The sequence below is a fragment of the Moorena sp. SIO4A5 genome, assembly GCF_010672005.1.
Lineage (GTDB): Bacteria > Cyanobacteriota > Cyanobacteriia > Cyanobacteriales > Coleofasciculaceae > Moorena.
In genome coordinates, this window is record NZ_JAAHHZ010000569.1 from 1 (window position 1) to 3,148 (window position 3,148).

A 3,148-nucleotide genomic window follows, 5' to 3' on the forward strand; every position below is an offset into this window, starting at 1 on the left:
TCCAAATAAGCAGATGCGCCAAGTGGTCATTTACTTAACCAGTTCAACTTCTGAACTCGTTTATCAGACAGCGTTTGAGATTCCTGGTACTCGTCACGAATTTGAGGTCATTCGGCTATGGGAACAACCAACTCAGCCGTTTCTGGAATCGACGGGGTTATTGCCCTTGGCTGTGCTGACACAAACCCCCGATGCTGCTCAAACCTTGCGTCAGGTGGCTGCAAGAGTTGAGGCGATTCCAGAAATGAGGATACAGAGCAATGTGGCTGCGTGCGCTGGGATTCTAGCAGGGCTATTATTAAAGAGGGACTTGATTAACCAGGTTTTACGCACAGATATCATGCAGCAGTCTGTAATTTATCAAGACATTAAGGATGAAGGCCGTCACGAAGGGGAACAATCTCTCATCCTCCGCCTACTCTTGCGTCGCATCGGCGAAGTGTCCCCAGAAATACGAGCGCAGGTTCAAGCCTTATCCCTCCCTCAGCTTGAAGCTTTGGGGGAAGCATTGTTGGACTTTACGAAACCTGACGATTTGGATGAATGGATGCGTTCACGTAGTGTTGCTGATAGTAAATCGAACTCGTAAGTTTAGCTTTTGGTGCGATTGGCCTACGGCCACGCTACGCGATGAAGCGTTTCGGCAAAGCCGACGCTACGCGAACGCAAAGCGTGGCCAAAGGCCTCAGCTTCCGCTAAAAGCGATCAGCCCTACGGGCATAGCTGCGTTTAGCACACTACTTCTCAACTAAGATTAACTGAGTTAGCGTACGCTTCTTTTTCATGCTGCTCCCGCTAAGTGTTGATGGAAATAATATTAGCTAAAGCTCGCAGTGCATCATTAATTGATTTTTGATCTGGAAACATTTCAGCAACATCGTTATCTAACTTAACAATGTTGCTACCTTCGCTATATCTCTGAGCATATTTACCCCGTATGCCTTTGCTGAAATCGTATTCATCTAGCAGATCCTGATCCTGTTGATTATTAATAGTCATTGTTCTCCTCGTATGTCCTTTTCTCTGGTGATGTAGCCAAACGAGCACGCTTTAAGCCTGATCGATTACTATTTACTTAAAGTCCGGTTTGCCGGATTATGGTTATTTGGAATTATGGAAGTCATCAAGCTAGGAAAAAAAGGTGAACTCTCTATTCCCAAAGCAATTCTCAAGCGTCTAGGGTTGGAGGGTGAAACTATGCTACTGGTAGAGACTACTGCTGATGGTGGAATTCTACTGCGTCCTGCGGGAGTGTATCCGATTGAGATGTATACAGAGGAACGGATTGAGGAGTTTTTATCAGGCGATCGCTGGCTACAACAGAATCATTGATTTTCAAGGTCTTTTTTGGCTCTAATTTCTTGAATGTCTTGCCAAAAATCAGATCTTGTCACATTTTTTAGAGACTGTTGACGTTCTTGAGTATAATCACCAAAACCCCATCCTAAATCTTGTAAAAAACGAATTGCATCAACTTGCCCTAATTCCTTAACTAAGGCATAATAGGCTTTTTGTTTTAATTCAATTGGTGTCATTTTTGTTATTTCCCGCAATAGCTTAAGTTTAGCGCTCAATCCGCGTTTCATCCATGTCGAGTAATTCCCTTCAAAATTGAAAGAGGCGATCGCTATTGTATACCAATAGTTTTCATAAAGCGATTGACCTTTGGTCACGCTACGCGAACGCATTTATGTACCAACAGTTTTGAGAAAGCGATTGACCTTTGGTCACGCTACGCGAACGCAAATTCTTAGACAATTAGAAAGATGAGCCAATTGCAAAAAACCTAATCGTGGGTTAGTGAGGCTGAAGTGGCTACCAAAACTTTTAACTTTTGTAACTACTTGTTAACATTGTCGCAGAGATGGCGATCGCTTTCCTCAATATTGGGGTTATTCTCCAAATAGTCACGCACCCAATTGCAACCCCGCACCATCAGATCATCGAATGATTCAATCTTCCATAACCTCACTATTTGATCGTTGGCAACCATAGCCAGTTGCTTACCATCGCGGCTAAAATTGAGATCCAAGACCCGATATTTTTCCTGTGCGTTGAATTCTGCCACCTGCTCCTTGGTCTCTACATCCCATAACTTAGCGATACGATCTAATCCAGCAGTTGCAAGTAATTTGCCATCAGGACTAAAACGGACATCCATTGCCCCGTTTGCATATCCTTTGAATTTGGCTAACTCATTGTAATCTGAGTCCCACAAACAGACGTTGCCATCTGTGGCAGAAGTAGCCACCAACTTTCTATTAGGGCTAGAAATTACCTGATCGATTATACGAGAGTGACATCCCGAGAATAAAGTAGTGTCTAAGCTGTCTAAACTAACTTCATCACTCGAGTAGGATACTTTAGGAGTATCACTCGGATCAGTAACTTCATTAGCTTTAAAGTCCCAAATACGGATGATGCCATCTCTACCTGCGGTAATCAACTGCTGACCATCAGGGCTGAAAACCGCTATTTCTATCCAAGTGTGATTGGTTTCGATTGTAATATCAGAAGGCTCAGACGGGTTATCTAAAACTAATGTGTTTTTATAAGAAGAAGGAAACCTTTTATGTTCTGGAAAAGTGGCGGTCTTACCATCACTGCTATAAATTTTATCTAGCATCGAGAATTGCGGTTCTCCTTTAAATTGGTTTTCGGATATTTGTTCACCCAATAAGTTCCACCAGCTAACACGATCAGAGCCGTCCTTACTAGCCAGTTGCTCGCCATCCTTGCTAAAGCTAACCTCCCACGCCCAGCCTCTAAGACCTTGGTTTAGCTCAACCTGCTGTTGAGTTTCTAAGTCCCATAAACCCAAGGTAACAATGCTATCTGCTCCCATACCTCCATCAGAATCCACACTGGCAGTAATGGTAGCCAGTGAACTGACATCAGGGTTAAAACTGACACTTAGAACCCAGCCTTCAGGCCCTTGGAAACAATCATGATTCAGAAGTTTGCCTGACCTGTCCCACAAGCAGATCAATCCTGTAGTGTCAACGCTAGCGATTCTGCTGTGATCGGGGCTAATACCAAGACCGATGACTGTGCCTTGATGTTTTTCCAGGCGATTCCGTTCTCTTACTCCATAAGCCACCTTGTGCAGTGTTTTTGTAACTTGTATTTTTAGCTTAGGGTCTGGCTT

The 3,148-nt window shown here is 43.7% G+C and carries 5 protein-coding genes and 1 pseudogene; 3 read left to right on the top strand and 3 right to left on the bottom strand.

Annotated elements, in window-relative coordinates; translation table 11 throughout:
• Both F6K57_RS41125 and F6K57_RS41130 read left to right on the top strand, forming a co-directional pair.
• Window positions 1-589 (top strand): DUF4351 domain-containing protein (locus F6K57_RS41125; protein WP_293074833.1); only part of this gene is annotated, 589 nt, incomplete at its 5' end.
• Window positions 564-752 carry a hypothetical protein gene (locus tag F6K57_RS41130; protein ID WP_293074836.1) on the top strand — a complete coding sequence of 63 codons (189 nt, stop codon included), beginning with the start codon at window positions 564-566 and terminating at the stop codon, window positions 750-752. The genes F6K57_RS41125 and F6K57_RS41130, both read left to right, overlap by 26 nt.
• 43 nt (window positions 753-795) lie before the next feature.
• On the opposite strand, the gene F6K57_RS41135 is transcribed toward F6K57_RS41130, so the two are convergent.
• Window positions 796-999 (bottom strand): hypothetical protein, encoded by a 204-nt coding sequence (locus F6K57_RS41135; protein ID WP_293054701.1) that lies wholly within the window; start codon window positions 997-999, stop codon window positions 796-798.
• Between the two features lie 114 nt (window positions 1,000-1,113).
• On the opposite strand from F6K57_RS41135, the gene F6K57_RS41140 reads away from it, so the two are divergent.
• Window positions 1,114-1,332, top strand: coding sequence for an AbrB/MazE/SpoVT family DNA-binding domain-containing protein (locus tag F6K57_RS41140; RefSeq protein WP_293054703.1), 219 nt, complete (start codon window positions 1,114-1,116; stop codon window positions 1,330-1,332).
• Here the strand turns inward: F6K57_RS41140 and F6K57_RS42375 are convergent.
• Together F6K57_RS42375 and F6K57_RS41150 are read right to left on the bottom strand one after the other, a co-directional pair.
• Window positions 1,326-1,673 (bottom strand): hypothetical protein, encoded by a 348-nt coding sequence (locus F6K57_RS42375; RefSeq protein WP_330359420.1) that lies wholly within the window; start codon window positions 1,671-1,673, stop codon window positions 1,326-1,328. The two genes, F6K57_RS41140 and F6K57_RS42375, sit on opposite strands and share 7 nt — an antisense overlap.
• Before the next feature lie 167 nt (window positions 1,674-1,840).
• Window positions 1,841-3,148, bottom strand: a pseudogene (locus tag F6K57_RS41150) (hypothetical protein); the annotation flags it as partial.